At 50.1% G+C, this 15,258-nt stretch carries 16 protein-coding genes; 9 read left to right on the top strand and 7 right to left on the bottom strand.

Annotated features, from left to right (window positions below; all coding sequences use genetic code 11):
- Positions 1-173: 173 nt before the first annotated feature.
- The 5 genes from FCN80_RS02075 to FCN80_RS02055 all read left to right on the top strand — a co-directional run bounded on the left by FCN80_RS02075 (position 174) and on the right by FCN80_RS02055 (position 4,726).
- On the top strand, positions 174-794 hold the full coding sequence (locus FCN80_RS02075) for an undecaprenyl-diphosphatase (protein WP_136988222.1): 621 nt from the start codon (positions 174-176) through the stop codon (positions 792-794).
- 247 nt (positions 795-1,041) lie between these two features.
- The gene (locus FCN80_RS02070) at positions 1,042-1,692 is read left to right on the top strand and encodes a DedA family protein (RefSeq protein WP_230492430.1); all 651 of its coding nucleotides are present in this window, start codon (positions 1,042-1,044) and stop codon (positions 1,690-1,692) included.
- A 593-nt stretch (positions 1,693-2,285) separates the two neighbouring features.
- Positions 2,286-2,600: a PTS sugar transporter subunit IIB gene (locus FCN80_RS02065; protein ID WP_136988221.1), complete on the top strand. Its 315-nt coding sequence runs from the start codon at positions 2,286-2,288 to the stop codon at positions 2,598-2,600.
- A 317-nt stretch (positions 2,601-2,917) separates the two neighbouring features.
- Entirely contained in the window at positions 2,918-3,664 is a 747-nt protein-coding gene (locus tag FCN80_RS02060) for an SDR family oxidoreductase (RefSeq protein WP_136988220.1), read from the top strand.
- Between the two features lie 159 nt (positions 3,665-3,823).
- Positions 3,824-4,726, top strand: a complete 903-nt coding sequence (locus FCN80_RS02055) for a DJ-1/PfpI family protein (RefSeq protein ID WP_136988219.1) — start codon at positions 3,824-3,826, stop codon at positions 4,724-4,726.
- Positions 4,727-5,062: 336 nt separating this feature from the next.
- Here FCN80_RS02055 and FCN80_RS02050 read toward each other — a convergent pair whose 3' ends face one another.
- Together FCN80_RS02050 and FCN80_RS02045 are read right to left on the bottom strand one after the other, a co-directional pair.
- The gene (locus tag FCN80_RS02050) at positions 5,063-5,494 is read right to left on the bottom strand and encodes an OsmC family protein (RefSeq protein ID WP_170975300.1); all 432 of its coding nucleotides are present in this window, start codon (positions 5,492-5,494) and stop codon (positions 5,063-5,065) included.
- 307 nt (positions 5,495-5,801) lie between these two features.
- Complete coding sequence (locus FCN80_RS02045; RefSeq protein ID WP_136988217.1) at positions 5,802-6,392, bottom strand: TetR/AcrR family transcriptional regulator; 591 nt, start codon at positions 6,390-6,392, stop codon at positions 5,802-5,804.
- A gap of 111 nt (positions 6,393-6,503) precedes the next feature.
- Here FCN80_RS02045 and FCN80_RS02040 point away from each other — a divergent pair, with 111 nt between their 5' ends.
- Positions 6,504-7,115, top strand: a complete 612-nt coding sequence (locus FCN80_RS02040; protein ID WP_136988216.1) for an MFS transporter — start codon at positions 6,504-6,506, stop codon at positions 7,113-7,115.
- A 245-nt stretch (positions 7,116-7,360) separates the two neighbouring features.
- Positions 7,361-7,666 carry a thioredoxin family protein gene (locus FCN80_RS02035; protein ID WP_170975299.1) on the top strand — a complete coding sequence of 102 codons (306 nt, stop codon included), beginning with the start codon at positions 7,361-7,363 and terminating at the stop codon, positions 7,664-7,666.
- A gap of 245 nt (positions 7,667-7,911) precedes the next feature.
- Here the strand turns inward: FCN80_RS02035 and FCN80_RS02025 are convergent, their stop codons facing one another.
- A complete protein-coding gene (locus FCN80_RS02025; protein WP_136988214.1) occupies positions 7,912-8,193 on the bottom strand; it encodes a type II toxin-antitoxin system TacA family antitoxin in 282 nt (93 codons plus the stop codon).
- 146 nt (positions 8,194-8,339) lie between these two features.
- Positions 8,340-9,377, bottom strand: a complete 1,038-nt coding sequence (locus FCN80_RS02020; RefSeq protein ID WP_136988213.1) for a tyrosine-type recombinase/integrase — start codon at positions 9,375-9,377, stop codon at positions 8,340-8,342.
- A 562-nt stretch (positions 9,378-9,939) separates the two neighbouring features.
- On the opposite strand from FCN80_RS02020, the gene FCN80_RS02015 reads away from it, so the two are divergent.
- The gene (locus FCN80_RS02015; protein WP_136988212.1) at positions 9,940-10,557 is read left to right on the top strand and encodes a Fic/DOC family protein; all 618 of its coding nucleotides are present in this window, start codon (positions 9,940-9,942) and stop codon (positions 10,555-10,557) included.
- Here the strand turns inward: FCN80_RS02015 and FCN80_RS26375 are convergent.
- Positions 10,554-10,724 carry a hypothetical protein gene (locus tag FCN80_RS26375; RefSeq protein ID WP_170975298.1) on the bottom strand — a complete coding sequence of 57 codons (171 nt, stop codon included), beginning with the start codon at positions 10,722-10,724 and terminating at the stop codon, positions 10,554-10,556. The genes FCN80_RS02015 and FCN80_RS26375 overlap by 4 nt on opposite strands.
- A gap of 317 nt (positions 10,725-11,041) precedes the next feature.
- Positions 11,042-11,410 carry an Arm DNA-binding domain-containing protein gene (locus tag FCN80_RS02005; protein ID WP_136988211.1) on the bottom strand — a complete coding sequence of 123 codons (369 nt, stop codon included), beginning with the start codon at positions 11,408-11,410 and terminating at the stop codon, positions 11,042-11,044.
- 216 nt (positions 11,411-11,626) lie between these two features.
- Here FCN80_RS02005 and mutS point away from each other — a divergent pair, with 216 nt between their 5' ends.
- The gene (gene mutS / locus FCN80_RS02000; RefSeq protein ID WP_136988210.1) at positions 11,627-14,191 is read left to right on the top strand and encodes a DNA mismatch repair protein MutS; all 2,565 of its coding nucleotides are present in this window, start codon (positions 11,627-11,629) and stop codon (positions 14,189-14,191) included.
- Between the two features lie 72 nt (positions 14,192-14,263).
- Here the strand turns inward: mutS and rpoS are convergent, their stop codons facing one another.
- A complete protein-coding gene (gene rpoS / locus FCN80_RS01995; protein WP_136988209.1) occupies positions 14,264-15,253 on the bottom strand; it encodes an RNA polymerase sigma factor RpoS in 990 nt (329 codons plus the stop codon).
- Positions 15,254-15,258 lie beyond the last annotated feature (5 nt).

Raw genomic sequence — 15,258 nt, 5'->3', positions numbered from 1 at the left:
GAACATTAACAAAACGAAACACATAGATATTCTATCTTCTCGCTCACCATCACGATAACCATTGGCGGGCATAAAAAGTCTCCAGTGTAAAGTTTCATGTACTAAGGTTTTTTTAATATAACGACCAGATAATTAAATTCATTGTTATTCAAATAAATTGGAACACTATTTATATGTTGGAATCCTTCAATCAGTCCTGGTTTTTATCCGTCAATGCATCGTCTGGCACATCAGCGGGGGTGATTCTGTTTGCTAAAATTTGCGCACAATATAGCCTGTTTGTCATTCCTCTGATAATATTAAAGCTGTGGTTCTTTGGTAATGAACAAACTCGACGCCAGGCACTATCATGCGTGATAACATCATTATTTGCTCTAGGATTAGGAGCACTTTGTAGCCACATTTACTATCACCCCCGCCCGTTTATGATTCCGATTGGGCATACATGGATGGCACATGCGCCGGACGCCTCATTTCCAAGTGATCATGGCACATTATTTTTTAGCGCTGCTGTAGCGTTGATGTTATCTCGTGCCACGATATATGGCTCCGTTTTGCTTATACTCAGTTGTTTTGTAGCATGGTCCCGTGTTTTTCTCGGCGTTCACTTTCCATTCGATATGGTTGGCGCCGTTATTATCGCTTTATTAGCCAATATGATTATATTCCCGTTATGGAAAGTCTATGGAGAACCATTAACTAAATTCTGCGAATCAATAAGTTACAAATTCTTCTTTTGGTTTCCTTTTTCTCAAAACGCCAAATCTACCGAAAAAAAAATGAATTTTCATTAGTGATAGGCTGAAAACAGAAATGTCATCGCTGTAATTTTCCCTCAATATTTGTTTTACAGGTTAACCAGTAAGAACGTTTATATGGCGACATAATTTCGCAAAAATGACAGTTGATACGCTTAATTTGAATTATTTGTAGTGACTATTTTATAGTCATATTTTTTACAGCATACCGTTAAAGATTGGAGAGAACAATCCGTACGACCTGCGGTTACCCTTTCCCGTGCAGAACTGAGAAAAAATGACAATGTTTATTGATGCATTATTAACTCAAAACCTGTCGTTGTTCGGCCAACATGGTATTACTTTTGCCATTTACTGTATTTTGACCATGGCTATTTTTCTTGAAAGCGCCCTTCTTCCCGCAGCTCTTCTGCCCGGTGACAGCCTGTTACTATTGGCTGGGGCAATGATAACAAAACACCTGCTGCGTTTTTATCCAACACTGGCGGTTCTTGTTACTGCGACAGGCACCGGCTACTGGCTTAATTATCTGACCGGCCGTTGGCTGATACAGACAAAATCAGTACAAAAATGGTTGATGAATGTGTCGGCACATGATTACCAACGGGCACAAAATTTTTCTCGCCGATATGGCCCGTCAGCCCTGCTCATAGGGAGGTTTATTGGTTTTATCCGCACGCTATTACCATTACTTGCAGGCGCGACTTCACTTCGGCAACGTCATTTTCACTTCTTTAACTGGCTGGGAGCAGTAACCTGGGTAGGCGTCCTGCTACAAGTCGGGGAACACCTGGCGAACCTCCCCGTATTCAAAGAAAACTCCGCCATTGGAATGGCGTTTTTACTTTTACTCCCCATTCTCCTTTTTGTCGCAGGGCTGATGGGTAGTTTCTGGTTTGCCCGGCGCCGTAGGAAACGGGAAGCAGGCTCATAGTGATATGAATCATACCGGTTTTCCTGTGAGCGTTAAGTTAGGAAGTTCATTTAACCCGATGGTTACTGTTTCTGGCAGCATAATTATCTCTATCGGCGTTGATTGCCTGATTGACTGGATTCATACTCACTCACAATTTATTGATTCATCGTAAGGGCACACGCATTAACCGTTCGAGAAAGGCGTCACGATGCCCTCTTCGACGCAGAACCCTGTCACACGCGCTTATTTGAAATATGTATATGTCTAGTCGGTGGACCGCGCCAAGAGTTGCCACGACCTTCTTCCCATGGGTTGACACAACTCGAACCCGCGCTGCACAAAATTTTGCTCCCTGATCAGTTCACATAAACATCACAAGGCCGCGATGAGTAAAAAGTTGGCTTTGAGCTACCACAGTCGATTGCTTGGACAAGGTGTTATCCGACAGGATCCGGATGCGTCGTGGTAGTTCAACTGTACTCGACGGGTTGGTGTCTCCGGTGTGGCGTGGTCAGCTCTGCTATTGGTCTGTCATGCAAATTAAGATGTAGCGCTCATTTTGTAATCTTCGCCAGTAATATTCTGTGAGCAGCTCTCAGGAGGTAAAAAATATGAAAAAGCTTCTGATATGTTGTCTGTTCGGGAATACGGCAAATACGCTTGCCAAAAAGATGCAGTCATTGGTTGACAGAGAAGGCCACAGCTTAATTATCAGCGCTGTGGGTCTGGATAACTTCGCCAGTGTGGCTCCCGCTTATGATGCTTTCCTCATAGCGCCGCACATTCAGTACAGGCTCCACGAAATCAAAGAAATTGTCGGTGACTCTCGGTTAGTTGCGATTATTGAAAGTCTTCCTTATGCATCACTGGACGCGGAAAAAGTGCTAAAGCGCGTGATGGAACAAATGCCTGAACTGGCAGCCTGATACCGACGGCCGCCGTTCTCGTGTGGCCGCTTTTCTCATTCTGTATGCCTGAGTGAGGCGGCCATGCTTGGCAGCCCGTTTTGGACCGCTCTGGTTGACCGGGCGCGTGTTAGGACTTGAACGCAGTCTATACTGCCATGCTCACTCTCCGTATGTCCATTTACGTCTTCCTCACAATGTCCTTTTTTGAGGTTTATACGACCTTTACGCCATGCCCTTTGCGTTACACAATCCGAACAAGCAATCGTCGCGGGGCCTGTATCGCAATGCGTCAGGTCTTCGCCCAGAATCAATAACGACACAAATAGGAAGATAAAATGAGGCTACAAAACAAAGTTGCATTAGTCACCGGAGGTACCAGTGGAATTGGCCTGGCAACGGCCAAACTCTTTGTCGCCGAAGGTGCCCGGGTAATTGTGACGGGGCGTGATGAGTCCGTGTTTGGCAATGTCAAGGCAGAACTTGGAGAGCATGCTCTTGTGTTAAAAGGCGATGTCCGTTCGATAGCGGATATGCGGGCGGTCGCGATGGAGGCGAAAGAGAAATTCGGTGGCCTGGATGTGGTATTTGCAAACGCAGGGCTAGCCTTTCCTTCACCTGTCAATGAGATCTCCGAAGGCCTTTATAACGATATCATGGATATCAACGTCAAAGGCGTCGTATTCACACTACAGGCGACATTGCCAATCTTACGTGAGGGATCTTCATTTATCCTGAATACCTCCTTCGTCGCGCAAACCGGCAAACACGGCATCTCGTTGACTGCCGCGGCGAAGGCGGCGGTGCGGTCACTTGCCCGCAGTTGGTCTTATGAATTTCTTGACAGAAAAATCAGGTTTAATGCCATCGCGCCCGGAGCGATTGATACACCGCTGATAAGCAAGTGGGGCTTATCTGACGAGGAGGTGCGCGAGCTCAAACAGGCGATGGCGAAAACAATCCCGTTAGGCCACGTAGGTAAGGCAGAAGATATTGCCCACGCCGCACTTTACCTGGCAAGTGACGAATCATCCTATGTCCTGGGCACGGAACTGATTGTGGATGGTGGCGCTTCGCAGCTTTAATTTTTGGGTCGTCGTTTTAGCAAAAATCCACACATCATTGCCTGTGCTACAGATTCAAGTCAAATATCCACCAGGCATTACGCCGTAAAGGTTTATTTAACCGACCCGGCATGAAACCTGATGCGTTTGCGTAAGGGTCAAATATAAGGAGAAGTCGCCTTGAACGAAGATCATAAAAATAATTCTCTTGAGGAACCACTGAGCAAAAAAAGTCATTCCCGCCGGGATATCCTCAAATACGGAAGTGCCGCCACTCTAGGGGTCGTTATGGGAAGCGGGGCTTTACTGGGTCATATCGGTAGTGTTTATGCGCAGGGGGAAGGGGTAGCCCCGTCTGGTCGTGCCGTTAACGCTCTGGCTCAGGGGAGCAATACCGGGGAATTTGATCCAGATGAGCCCCTCAATATTTTGATTGTCAATTACGATGGCGGGACATTGCTTGATTTTGCCGGGCCAAGCGAGATTTTTCACAGAATACCGAACACAAATGTACGCTATGCAAGTCTTAATGGAGGGAGCGTTATTCTCGAATTCGGTGTCGTCTATGGTAAGACTGAACGGCTGGCCGATATTGAAAAAACGGATCTGATCCTGGTTCCTGGTGGTTCTGATTTGTCCGCCCCCATGCAACCAGAGTATTTAAAACAAATTCGACGTCTCGCCGATGGTGCGAAATACGTTACATCAGTTTGTAACGGCTCGCTGGTACTTGCGGCAACGGGGATCCTTAAAGGTAAGCGGAGCGCTTGCCACTGGGCCTTTATCAATAAGTTATCTGAATACGGCGCAATCCCGGTTCCAGATCGCTTCGTTGAAGATGACGGCGGCCGGTTTATGAGCGGTGGTGGCGTGACAGCGGGTATTGACTTTGCTCTTCGGGTTGCGGCGAAACTACGGGGGCAGCAGGCCGCTGAATTCGCGCAACTTGTCATTGAATATGATCCCGCTCCACCCTTCCATTCGGGTCATCCCCGAGAAGCTCGTCCGGAGATCATTGCAATGGTCGATAAGCAGCTCCCCGGAGCCTCCAAAGGTCTCGCCCGAATTCCTGGCGTTCGCTGAAAGGTTTAGGGCAGAAAAACCATCACTGCCAATTTTTTTACCGATGGCATTGCATCGGGACATTTGGAATGCTTCCAGCACTGAGAAAAAATAAAAACAATACTGAACCGCCCCGAGTTTCCTGGAGAGAGTTAAGTCCGGAAGCCCAAGCTGCGAGATATCAAGCTGAATCAGATAATTAATAGTTGGAAGCATTCGCGAAAAATATCAGAGAAAAAAACCAATGAATTATTAACTATCTGATACATGGCTTGCGAAACCATGTTGCTATTTTATAGCTTGTTAAAAAAGCAGCATAAAACATCATCATTATGCTGCTTATTAGTTTGTTAGGGATTAATGCGTCACTGTTGCATTAACAGTAATGACCACACCAGCCTCACGAGCCATATTTCCAATGGTACAACTTTTGTCTGCCCGGGTAATAATCTTAGATGCTTTTTCAATATCCGCGTCAGTGGTCCCCGGGCTTAACACTAATTTTGTATTATGAAGAACCGTGAATTCTTTCTCATCAGATTTAGCCTCTGTTGCGATGGTCAATTCACTTACCGGCACATCACTTTTGCTCAAGATAGCACTGAGTGTGGACACAAAGCAGGCAGCAATAGCAGCTACATAAAGCTCTTTAGGATTACTGCCATTCCCCGAGCCACCGTAAACACCAGGAATCGCAATTGTCGTATTCAAATGTTCGCTGGCGATAACGCCCTGGCCTTTAAAACCATTTTTCCAGCTTAAATCCAGATTGACTTTAATCTCAGACATCTCGGTCCCCTGCATTAACTTTTGCTATAACCCTTCAGTTTGCATCAGAGCGTGTTGAAAACAAGCTTTGGGTAAGTTTCAGCCGTTATACAACACTTATAGATTAATTGATCCATAATTAAATTGCAATGGGTTCGCGATAGTTCATTACCTTCTCTTCAACTGTTGTAGCGAGATGACTAGGAGGTGATGCCGGCCCCCAAACATGCCCGTGGACATACAGAACACTCACACCAGGACAAAGAAAGCCTCTTGTATGGAAACTTCTATTTATTCCTTTTAAATACAGATAATTAACGGCGTAACATTATCTCCATAATACCAGTAACTTATCCGCAGCCGCGCACAATGTTGCTTCTGTTACTCCATCTCTGGCTTCAATAGCGATTCCCTTGATAAAGCAATCCAACAATAGCGTGAATTCGTCAGGATTGACCGACTGGGAAAACTCCCCCTGCTCTATCCCGCGAACAACACAGCGGCGAACGGCATCACGCGTCTGCTGGCGCACTGTCTGCGCAAGCAATTCAATTTCTTTATTTTCATCGTCACAGTTCAACCCAGACAACACGGCCATACACCCGGCAGGTGATTGCGGCGAGGTCTGCATCGCAATGGTTTTATGTAGCATCGTTTGCATTGCAACTTTCGGGCTAAGAGACTCATTATTCAACACAGAAGCCACCTCGCCGCATGATTGCGTATACCGCTCAAGGCACTCTTTGTAGAGGGCCTGTTTAGAACCAAAGGCGGCATAGAAGCTGGCGGAGGAAAGCTGCAAAGTCTGCCGTAGATCCGCAAGAGAGGCACTTTCAAATCCCTTTTGCCAAAATAAATTCATCGCTTTATCAACGGCTTTATCTCTGTCAAATTCTCTTGGACGACCCATTCGTGCCATGTTTTTTTCCTCTAGAAACTTGTTATCCAGATTAATCAATTCATAAAAAATTGACAACCTGAAGGGTGTCGCCTAAATTATGGATCGGTCAATCCATAAAGAGAAATTGTCATGCCCATCGCACTTTATGCTCTCGCTGCCGCCGCTTTCACTATTGGTATGGCGGAATTTGTTGTAGTCGGGATACTGCCCGCTATTGCCATCGATATGGATGTAGATATTCCGTCAGCAGGCCACCTGGTTTCACTCTACGCACTGGGGGTCGCTCTTGGCGCGCCATTACTTACGGCGATCACAGGCCATATGAACAGACGTAAATTATCTGTCGGCTTAATGGTGTTATTTATTGCGGCGAACCTAGTTGCCTGGCGGGCATCCAGTTACACCATGTTATTAGTGGGGCATGTCCTGGCGGGTATGGTTCAGGGAGTTTTTTATTCCATGGCCACCGTTCTCGCTGCCAACGTAGTCTCAAAAGAGAAATCGGGGCATGCCATTGCTATCGTCTTTACTGGTCTGACCGTTGCGCTGGTGTCAGGTGTGCCGTTTGGTACTTTCTTGTCCGAATTGTTTGGCTGGCGTACCACATTCCTGTTTATCAGCGTGTTAGGACTATTATCTGCCGTAGCTCAGTGGTTCTTACTGCCTCGGCATATTGAACGGCCCACACCTGCCAGCCTTACCAGGCAGTTAGGTGTTATTTCGATGCCTCTTCAAGTATGAATATTTCCGCGTTTAACGCAGGCATTGTGCTGGGCGCCTGGGTTGGCGGAGAGGTGGTTGCCCACTATGGTCTTCTGGCAACAAGTTATGCCGCTGCGTTTGTGGTCGCAATGAGTGCTTGCTGGTGTTAGTCAGCGGATATTTCGATAAACAACACAAGCTTTCGCAGTCAGCGATAACCGCAGCAAATGATGCCTGACAGGCGCTATCACACTTAGCTTAAATAAAAAATGAAGGAATTGAATATGTCCGTTAAAAAGATTACCCAGTCCGATTTTAATACATTGGTTGCCAGCTCTGATGCCGGAGTACAGGTCTTCCGTTTTTGGGCGCCCTGGTGTTCACCGTGCATGATGATGAAACCCATGTATGAAGAAGCGGCCAGGAAGATTGGCGACACAGCGTTACTGGGCGAAATCAATGTGGATGAAGAACAGGGGTTGTCAGCAAAACACGGGATTCGCAGTATTCCCACTGTTGTGTTTTATAAAGATGGACAGGAAACCGAGGCCATGGTGACGCGCATCCACCGCCAAACGCCCCAAAACTAAAACGGGTATCGGCTCAGGCATATTGCGCCTTAAGGATCCCGACACGGTTTGACGCTGCACACTACCTGTGGCCAGTGCGTAAAAACCGATAACCTGCTTGCTGTCCGATTCGCAGATAATAAACGTCCGCGATGCGCCACTGGTTTGGTTTTTAAGCGCCTTACGTTTCAGCCATTCATCCAGTGACGGCTCTGAACAATGGAAATCCGCGATAATATGCCGGGGAGCCAGCAATTCAGGTACCCCTATTCCCACGGTGATTTCTTATCCAGTAATGCATGTAATCTCTCATTGGAGGCAACAGGTTTTTCCATGGCGTCAATGAAAGCGCTAAACCGCTCCTCGTCAAGCACAAACAAACGCTGGTCCAGCAACACCTCTTCCGCTTCCCGGCATGCCGCATCAAGCACAAAATCAGTGCGCGATTTTGACAGCAGGCTGGCCGCCATATCGATAAGTTCCCGCTGTGACGCCTTTGCTCGGATATTAATGGGCGTTTCTTTGACTTCTGCTCGCTCTGATCTCATTATTTATTTACCCCGTATAGCGGATTGCTACACAGATATCTTAGCCTATTGTATAGCATATTGCTATACACGGTTACTGTCAGTTCAGATCTCAGCTTATGCAGCTACGTTAAACTACGCCAAATTCTTATAACTCAGCTATTCCCTTAGGCCACGCTACCCAGATAATCCGCCCATACCTGCAACCACTGCTTGCACTCGGCGTCATACTTGTACAGATTGTAGATCCCTTCCACCCCGCCACGCGTATGCCCCAACACCGCCTCGGCAATTTCATTCGGGCACTGCAAACGCGACAATCCGGTACGAACGGTGCGCCGCAAGTCATGGGGCGTCCAGTGGGGAATGTCCAGCATTTGCCCCGCTTCACGCAAACGCCACGAGTTCTCCGTCAAATACTTCTGCTGGATAGGCAATTTGGTTGCTTGCGACGGAAATAAATATTTATCGGAGTTAAGCCGCAAGATTTTAAGGAAATCGATAGCCTGGGTGGATAACTGCACATCGCGCTTTACCCCGGTCTTGGTTTCCCGTAGGTGTATTGTCCCTTTGGTAAGATCCACATCCTCCCAGGCCATATTGCACACTTCACCCGTCCGGCATCCCATAGGGTCAGGCGTAACGCATTCTTTAATGGTGGGCGTATAGGCTGATCCCGGCTGCCATTGGAGAAATTTCGCCAGCTTACGGTGACCCCGCTTTTCCACCGCCTCCGCATATACAGTGCGGCGAACCTCGGACTGTCCTTTCTTCTTTCTCGCGCCGGGAATGATCTTGCCATCCAGAGCATGGCGGTCTTCTATGCGTTCGGAAAGATAGAGTTCAATTAGCCCCTGTACGGTCAGTCCCGGCGCCGGTTTTTTTGCTGCCGTCTCGGTCCGCTGCTGTTTTTTTTGCTTGAGTTCAGCGGCGGGACGGCGCCCCTGCTGGCGAATCTGCCGCAACTCGCCAAGCTTGATACGCGCCACGGCCAGCGACGTGTGCGGGAAGTTGCCGATTTTGGCTTGGGTCAGCTTACCTGTCAGTGGGCTGATATAACGGTAAAAAAAGGTTTTGACGCCGCTCGTCCCACAACTGGCCCGCAGGCCACGGTTTTCACCGGTGTCAGCCTTATCTTTATCTGTCGATTTCATCATTTCCATCGCTTTTGACGTTAGGGGCTTGCCCTCTTGTTTCCCTGCCATAAAGACTCCGTTATCATGGACCAATTCCAAAACCAGCCAGCGTGCGGATCGGCGGTTTGGTGCCCAACAGGAGCTCGGCCGCACCGGGATTACCCCGTACGCTGACCTACATTTAACTGTAAGATGTAGCGATATTTCTTGAGACACAATGATCATTCATGAGAACAATTCTCATCACTAACTTGAAAAAATCAGAGAAACGGACATCTTGACTCAATGAGTACACCAGAGAATTTCGACGCCCACACGCCAATGATGCATTGGTGTGTTGTGATTGATATTTAACGACAATTTTCAAAAAATAAGAAAAGACTACACTTTAACCTATATTTTTATAACTGATTGATTTATCGGTCATTTCATTCCACCATTCGACAATAGCACTATACCCTAAATAATTCGAGTTGCAGGAAGGAGGCGACGCAGCGAATCCCCAGGAGCTTACTCAGGTAAGTGACTGGGGTGAGCGAGGAAAGCCAACGCACCTGCAACTTGAAGTATGACGGGTATATAATTAAAGGCTGACGCCCTGGCAGTAACATCCGCAAAGTGGAATACCCCGATGAACCGATATGACGTTTCCAACAGCGAAGGAAAGTTCGCCGAAGGCTCTGGCGAACAGGTCTTGGCCAACAAGCTGGGGATCTCGAAACCTGATGAAATCAATGGCGCGGAATTGGTTCTGCTGGAAAAATTTTATCAGACTGTTTTTGAACAGCAATTCCCTCTTGGGCGCATAACGGTTGCCATGCTAAAAAGCTGGCATCGGCGCTGGTTAGAGAGCATCTATGAGTGGGCTGGACAAGAAAGAACGATGAATATCAGCAAAGGCGGCTTTATGTTTGCGCCTTCAGCCCAAATACCGAAATTGTTGAGTGAGTTCGAAACAAAATACCTGGCCATATACACACCCTGCTCGGGGATGGATAAAGAGCAGCTCATTGAAGCGATCGCCATTGTCCATGTCGAGCTGATACTCATCCATCCGTTCAGGGAAGGCAACGGGCGCTTATCACGGCTCCTGGCTGACGTTATGGCGGTACAGGGAGGGTTTAACCCTTTGAATTATGGAAGCTGGGAGCAAAACAAGAGCCAATATATATCAGCTATTCATGCAGGTATGCCCATGAATTATGAGCCAATAAAATATTGGGTTAGCAAAGCACTGGAAAACGCTTAATCTCCCAAACGAAGATGGGCAAATTTTTTGCGCTGAGCTTTCAGGGAAGCTTCAACTTGCTCCGAAGACTGACCGGTTTCAATTGCCGTCGAAGTCACGACTGAACGGACAATCTGTTCGCGCGAGGGCCTGTTATAAGATCCCACCACTTTTTTACTACTGCTCATCACTACTCCTGCGCTGACGGCTGATTACCACAACACATTATAAGCTAAAAACGATGCTGGTGTGTCGGCATTTTTGTCAACGGTGAAGGTTGTCGGTTGAAAAACCTAATACACCTGATCTCGTTAACCATCAGTCGATATTTTTTATTTGGCGGCAAGAAACAATTTAATCTCTGCTTGCAGAAGATCTAGTCCTTTAACTCACATTCCCAGATCACCAAAGTTTCCCAGCCCATTTCATGCAGTTTCAAAAGATTTGATGTATCCCGCATCTTATTCCTCGCCAGCTTAGCTAACCAGTACTCTTGGTTCGATTTTTAGAGTTCAATTAACCCCTGTACCGTCAGTTCCGGCGCCGGCTTTTTTGCTGCCGCCTCGGTCTGCTGCTGTTTTTCTTGTTTGAGTTCAGCGGCGGGACAGCGCCCCTGCTGGCGAATCTGCCGCAACTCGCCAAGCTTGATACGCGCCACGGCCAGCGACGTGCGCGGGAAGTTGCCGATTTTGGCTTGGGCCAGCTTACCTGTCAGTGGGCTGGTATAGCGGTAGAAAAAGGTTTTGGCGCCGGTCGTTCCACAACTGACCCGCAGGCCACGGTTTTCACCTGTGTCAGCCTTATCTTTATCTGTCGATTTCATCATTTCCATCGCTTTTGACGTTAGGGGCTTGCCCTCTTGTTTCCCTGCCATAAAGACTCCGTTATCATGGACCGATTCCAAGACCAGCCAGCGTGCGGATCGGCGGTTTGGTGCCCAACGGGAGCTCGGCCGCACCGGGATTACCCCGTACGCTGACCTACATTTAACTGTAAGATGTAGCGATATTTCTTGAGACACAGTGATCATTCATGAGAACAATTCTCATCACTAACTTGAAAAAATCAGAGAAATGGACATCTTGACTCAATGAGTACACCAGAGAATTTCGACTCCCACACCCCAATGATGCAGCAGTATCTTGGCTTAAAGGCCCAGCATCCGGACATCCTGTTGTTCTACCGCATGGGCGATTTTTATGAAATGTTTTATGACGACGCCAAGCGGGCGGCCCAATTGCTGGACATTTCCCTGACCAAGCGCGGCCAGTCGGCGGGCGAACCGATCCCTATGGCCGGCGTGCCTTATCATGCGGTGGAAACCTATCTGGCCAAACTGGTGCAACTAGGGGAATCGGTGGCCATATGTGAGCAAATCGGCGATCCGGCGGCGGCCAAAGGCCCGGTGGAACGCCGGGTGGTCAGGATTGTGACGCCAGGGACCATCAGCGACGAAGCCTTGCTCAGCGAGCGGCAGGACAATCTGCTGGCCGCAATCTGGCAGGAGCCGCAAGGCTTTGGCTATGCCACGCTGGATGTCAGTTCGGGCCGGTTTCGCATCGGCGAACCGACCGATCGCGAGGGAATGGCCGCCGAATTGTTGCGCACCAATCCGGCGGAGCTGTTGTATCCGGAAACCTTGGGCGACATGGGCCTTATCGAACATCGCCGCGGCTTACGCCGTCGGCCAATCTGGGAGTTTGATCTCGATACCGCCCGCCAGCAGCTCAATTTGCAATTCGGTACCCGCGATCTGAACGGTTTTGGCGTTGAACGCGCCGCCAGGGCCCTACGGGCGGCCGGTTGTCTGTTGCAATACGTCAAGGACACCCAGCGCACGAGCCTGCCCCATATTCGCGCAGTGACGTTGGAGCGCCCGCAAGACGGCATCATCATGGATGCCGCCACTCGCCGTAACCTGGAAATCACCCAAAATCTGGGCGGCGGCACCGACAATACACTGGCGGATATACTAGACCGCACAGTGACGCCCATGGGCAGCCGCATGCTGAAACGCTGGCTGCATATGCCCACCCGGGATCTCGCCACGCTGCGTCAACGCCAGGAGTCCATCCGGGAATTACAGGATATCTACCCCGAATTACGGCCGCTGTTGCAGCAAGTGGGCGATTTGGAACGGGTCCTCGCCCGGCTGGCACTGCGATCCGCCCGGCCGCGCGATTTGGGCCGCATGCGCCATGCTTTTCAACAACTGCCCGCGATTCATGCCCTGCTGGCCGGCAAAACCGCCGATCACCTCGATCAACTGGCGCGGGAGATGGGCGACTTCAGCGAACTTCGCCAGTTGCTGGAGCGCGCTATTGTGGAAACACCGCCCATATTGGTGCGGGACGGTGGTGTCATCGCCGAGGGCTACAATGCCGAACTGGACGAATGGCGCTCGCTGGCGGACGGCGCCAGCGACTACCTGGAACGGCTTGAAATCCGCGAGCGGGAAAGCACCGGCCTGGAGTCGCTGAAAGTGGGGTTTAATGCCGTACACGGTTACTTTATCCAGCTCAGCCGCGGACAAAGCCGGCAGGCGCCCATTCATTATGTTCGCCGACAAACCCTGAAAAACGCCGAGCGCTATATCATCCCCGAATTGAAAGAATACGAAGACAAGGTGCTGACCTCAAAAGGCAAAGCGCTGGCGCTGGAGAAGGCGCTTTATGATCAATTATTTGATCTGCTGCTACCGCACCTGGCCGCCTTGCAGCAAAGCGCGGCCGCCCTCTCGCAGCTCGATGTGCTGAGCAACCTGGCCGAACGGGCGGAAACGCATAACTATGTTTGCCCCACGCTTGTCGAGCAGCCGGGCATAAAAATCGTCGCCGGCCGCCATCCGGTGGTGGAGCGTGTGATGAGCGAACCCTTTATCGCCAATCCGCTGTCACTTTCGCCCCAGCGACGGATGCTGATCATTACCGGGCCGAACATGGGCGGCAAAAGCACCTATATGCGACAGACGGCGCTAATCGTATTGCTGGCTTATATTGGCAGTTACGTACCGGCGGAGGACGCGATTATCGGCCCGGTGGACAGGATCTTCACCCGGGTGGGCGCCGCGGATGATTTGGCTTCCGGTCGTTCAACGTTTATGGTGGAAATGACTGAAACGGCCAATATCTTGCACAACGCCACTCCGCAGAGCCTGGTGCTGATGGATGAGATTGGCCGGGGTACCTCCACCTATGACGGGCTTTCCCTGGCCTGGGCTTGTGCTGAAAGTCTGGCCGGCAAGATTAAGGCCATGACGCTGTTTGCCACCCATTATTTCGAACTCACCACCTTGCCGGACAAAATGGAGGGCGTGGTGAACGTGCATTTGGACGCCCTGGAACAAGGCGAAACCATCGCCTTTATGCACAGCGTGCAGGACGGCGCGGCCAGCAAAAGCTATGGATTGTCGGTGGCGGCGCTGGCCGGCGTTCCCCGCGAGGTCATAAAGCGGGCGCGGCAAAAGCTTAAAGAGTTGGAAAGCCTGTCCGCGAATGCCGCGACCAGTACAGTCGAGGGTTCGCAATTGTCGCTTTTGCAGTCGCAACCGGAAGAAACACCGCCGGCAGTGGCCGCGCTGGAGGATTTGGACCCTGATACGCTGAGCCCGCGTCAAGCACTGGAATGGATCTATCGGCTCAAGGCCCTGTTATAATGCCCCAAAAAAAAACGGTGGCGCCTGCCACCGTTTTTACCAGAATGGGATAACCGTGCGAATGGCGGTTAATTACTCGCGAAACAGCGCCTCCAGATTCAGGCCCTGCCCTTGCAGGATTTCGCGTAAACGACGCAAGCCCTCGACTTGAATCTGACGAACGCGCTCACGGGTGAGACCGATTTCGCGACCGACATCTTCCAAGGTCGCCGCTTCATAGCCCAGCAACCCGAAACGTCTGGCCAGCACTTCCCGCTGTTTGGCGTTCAGTTCAAACAGCCATTTGACGATGCTCTGCTTCATATCGTCGTCTTGCGTGGTGTCTTCCGGCCCGCTCTCTTTCTCATCGGACAGGATATCCAGCAACGCTTTCTCGGAATCCCCGCCCAGCGGCGTATCCACCGACGTGATGCGTTCATTCAACCGCAGCATGCGGCTGACGTCGTCAACCGGTTTATCCAGTTGCTCGGCGATTTCCTCCGCGCTCGGCTCATGATCCAGCTTGTGAGACAGTTCTCTGGCGGTTCGCAAATACACGTTCAGTTCTTTGACGATATGTATCGGCAGGCGAATCGTCCGGGTCTGGTTCATGATAGCCCGTTCGATGGTCTGACGAATCCACCAGGTGGCGTAAGTGGAGAAACGGAACCCGCGTTCCGGGTCGAATTTTTCCACCGCGCGAATCAGGCCGAGGTTGCCTTCCTCGATGAGGTCCAGCAAGGCCAAGCCCCGGTTGCCGTACCGGCGGGCGATTTTCACCACCAGCCGCAGGTTGCTTTCAATCATGCGGCGTCGTGAGGCAACATCTCCCCGAAGTGCGCGCCGGGCAAAGTAAACTTCTTCTTCAGCGGTGAGGAGCGGCGAGTAACCTATTTCACCCAAGTAGAGCTGCGTAGCATCAAGTACACGCTGGCTTGCCGCCTGCGAGAGCAACTCTTCTTCAGCCAAATCGTTTTCAGCGGGCTCATCGATTAACGCTTTCTCGTCGAATGCTTCGGCTCCATTCTCATCGAATTCAGCATCTTCATGTAACTCGTTAACTTTCAGCGTGTTTTGGCTCATAAGTG

This window comes from Martelella alba, assembly GCF_005217455.1.
Classification (GTDB): Bacteria; Pseudomonadota; Gammaproteobacteria; order Enterobacterales; family Enterobacteriaceae; genus Acerihabitans.
The sequence above is the reverse complement of the archived record's forward strand: the minus strand, read 5'-3'. Positions and strand labels throughout refer to the sequence as shown.

Bases quoted from the DNA above. Each gene is read 5' to 3' on its own strand.
- FCN80_RS02075 (WP_136988222.1), top strand. From the start codon at position 174: ATGTTGGAATCCTTCAATCAGTCCTGGTTTTTATCCGTCAATGCATCG.
- FCN80_RS02070 (WP_230492430.1), top strand. From the start codon at position 1,042: ATGTTTATTGATGCATTATTAACTCAAAACCTGTCGTTGTTCGGCCAA.
- FCN80_RS02065 (WP_136988221.1), top strand. From the start codon at position 2,286: ATGAAAAAGCTTCTGATATGTTGTCTGTTCGGGAATACGGCAAATACG.
- FCN80_RS02060 (WP_136988220.1), top strand. From the start codon at position 2,918: ATGAGGCTACAAAACAAAGTTGCATTAGTCACCGGAGGTACCAGTGGA.
- FCN80_RS02050 (WP_170975300.1), bottom strand. From the start codon at position 5,494: ATGTCTGAGATTAAAGTCAATCTGGATTTAAGCTGGAAAAATGGTTTT.
- FCN80_RS02045 (WP_136988217.1), bottom strand. From the start codon at position 6,392: ATGGCACGAATGGGTCGTCCAAGAGAATTTGACAGAGATAAAGCCGTT.
- FCN80_RS02040 (WP_136988216.1), top strand. From the start codon at position 6,504: ATGCCCATCGCACTTTATGCTCTCGCTGCCGCCGCTTTCACTATTGGT.
- FCN80_RS02035 (WP_170975299.1), top strand. From the start codon at position 7,361: ATGTCCGTTAAAAAGATTACCCAGTCCGATTTTAATACATTGGTTGCC.
- FCN80_RS02025 (WP_136988214.1), bottom strand. From the start codon at position 8,193: ATGAGATCAGAGCGAGCAGAAGTCAAAGAAACGCCCATTAATATCCGA.
- FCN80_RS02020 (WP_136988213.1), bottom strand. From the start codon at position 9,377: ATGGCAGGGAAACAAGAGGGCAAGCCCCTAACGTCAAAAGCGATGGAA.
- FCN80_RS02015 (WP_136988212.1), top strand. From the start codon at position 9,940: ATGAACCGATATGACGTTTCCAACAGCGAAGGAAAGTTCGCCGAAGGC.
- FCN80_RS26375 (WP_170975298.1), bottom strand. From the start codon at position 10,724: ATGAGCAGTAGTAAAAAAGTGGTGGGATCTTATAACAGGCCCTCGCGC.
- FCN80_RS02005 (WP_136988211.1), bottom strand. From the start codon at position 11,410: ATGGCAGGGAAACAAGAGGGCAAGCCCCTAACGTCAAAAGCGATGGAA.
- mutS (WP_136988210.1), top strand. From the start codon at position 11,627: ATGAGTACACCAGAGAATTTCGACTCCCACACCCCAATGATGCAGCAG.
- rpoS (WP_136988209.1), bottom strand. From the start codon at position 15,253: ATGAGCCAAAACACGCTGAAAGTTAACGAGTTACATGAAGATGCTGAA.